Annotated in this window: 1 protein-coding gene and 1 pseudogene; one reads left to right on the forward strand and one right to left on the reverse strand. The window is 69.4% G+C overall.

Annotated elements, in window-relative coordinates; all coding sequences use genetic code 11:
- Positions 1–432 precede the first annotated feature (432 nt).
- On the reverse strand, positions 433–846 hold the full coding sequence (locus NI1_RS35525; protein ID WP_157535525.1) for an Rv0361 family membrane protein: 414 nt from the start codon (positions 844–846) through the stop codon (positions 433–435).
- Between the two features lie 1,048 nt (positions 847–1,894).
- On the opposite strand from NI1_RS35525, the pseudogene NI1_RS38995 reads away from it, so the two are divergent.
- Positions 1,895–2,121 (forward strand): annotated as a pseudogene (locus NI1_RS38995) (hypothetical protein); the annotation flags it as partial.

The raw sequence follows: 2,121 nt of genomic DNA on the forward strand, positions 1-2,121 counted from the left end.
CCGCCTATGGCGGAAACGAAATAGTGTGGCCACTTAGCCTGCCGTCCCCGACGTTGGTCCCCCCGCCGTCTGCCGTTACCTCGCCTCCCGGCGTCGTTCCGGCCGTTGTCACCTTCTCGAGCGGAAAAACCAAGAACAAAAACAGACCCATCGGTCAGTGGGAACTGGTTGCGGGGTTTCACGGCGTGTCGCCGCAACCAGTTCCCACTGACCACACGGTCTCCTTTAAGGCACCCGAAATGTGCTGATTCTTCCCGCTCGAAAGGCGACAACGGCCCCGCCGACGCTGGAAGGCGAGGTAACGGCAGACGGCGGGGGGACCACAGTCGGGGACGGCACACGAAGTGGCCACACTAATTTCATTTCCGCTGTGGCGGCCCCGTCACTGGCCCAATCCCGCCAGCAGGGCATGGCTCAGCTCAGAGCCGCAGACTAGCTGGTCGAAGGATCACAAACCTTCCACTCACCACCGGTCTGCCGCAGGTCGAACGTCCGCGCCGTCTGCTTCGCCGGATCCGCCTCGGTGTACACAGTCGCCGACGCCATGGCCGTATCCCCGGTGATCCGAATAGCATCCACGCTCTTCACCACCGGAATACTCTTCTGCTCCTTCGAAGTCCGATAAACCCCCGCGAACTGCTCCGCCGAAATCTTCGAATAGAAGTCATGCTGCGTCCCGCAGGTGATCCCGCGCAACTTCTCCAGATCCCCACTCGACAACCCGTCGGTATAGGTACTGATAGCCCGCTTCACCTGTGCCTCAGCCGAATTGTCGGTCCGCCCCGAAAGCAGCCCCACCGCAGCCCCGATCACGACGACAACCGCCAGAATCGCCCCACCGATCACCAGCAGCTTCTTCTTCGATCCACCCTCCGCGGACCCACCGTCACCCCCGCCCGCCGGCACCCGCTGCGGCTGCGCGATCTGCTCCGCACCGCCCGCCTGCTGCTGTACGCCGCCATCACCATCGACCGGCCGCCGCTGCGCCGCCTCTCCGCCCGCCGGAATCCGCTGCGGCTGCGCGATAACCCGAGGCTGGGGCCGACCCGCCCCTTGCTGCGCACCCTGATTCGCCCCCTGCGGCCCGCCGCCAGGAGCCGCATTCGGCCCACCCTGCGGCCCACCGGGACCACCCCGCTCCGGACCATTAGGCCGTCCCGGCCCCTGAGGTCCACCCTGTCCGGGCCCCTGCGGCGCACCCGCGCCAACCCGCTTGGGCCCCACCACTCGCGGCCCGCCCATCGGCGAAACCGGCGCGGTCGGCTGATTATCCGCAGGCGACGGCGCACTACCCGGCCGCCGCGGACCCATAGGCGGACGCGGCGGCGCAGACCGAGTCCCCTCGACCCCCGCCGCATTCGAATCCTGTACCGGCGCACCGCCACCCGCCGCACCGCCACCCGGAGTGCTGATACCGGGAGCCCCACCCGGCGCAGCCCCACGCGGCCCCGCATTACGCGGCCCCGCATTCCCACGAGGCGTCACCGGCGGCTTACTGACCGCCCGCCCCTGCGGCCCCGACACTCGAATCTTCTCGGTCGGCGACTCCCCGGAAACCACCGGCAGCATCGTCGTAGCCGCATCATCCGCGTTCGGAACCTTCTGAATAGCAACAGTCTTCGCGTCCGCGGCCCCGGCGTTGTCACCGTCGCCCGCCTCGCTCACCCCGCCCGGACCGTCGCCCGCCCCCGCTGCTCCGCCGGGCCGAACCGAATCACCCTGCCCAGCAGCTTGTTCCGCATTCTTCCCACCCGCCGGAGCGCCCTGCGAACCGGAATCGGCAGTCCCAGCCCCCGACCCGCCCCCGGCATTCGAACCACCCGACCGAGCGGAGTCACCCCCCGCACGACCGGAACCCGCATTCCCACCCTGCGGTCGCACGGCCTGGAACTGCATGGTGGCATCCGCGTCCGCCGCCGCCCCTCCGGCCCCCGCCGCTTGCCCCGCAGGCGACCCGGCCGCCCGCGAATCCCCTTGCTGCGCACCACCGGACCGTCCGGCCACGCCGGGGCCCTCGTTCGGATTGCCCTGTCTCGCGCTGCTGGGCTGGTTGGCTGCGCCGGAACCTGCGTTCGGGTTGTTCTGTCCCGCACTGCTGGGCTGGTTGGCTGCGCCGGAACC

Origin of the sequence: Nocardia inohanensis NBRC 100128 (assembly GCF_001612945.1) — a bacterium.
In the GTDB taxonomy this organism is placed as follows: Bacteria; Actinomycetota; Actinomycetes; order Mycobacteriales; family Mycobacteriaceae; genus Nocardia; species Nocardia inohanensis.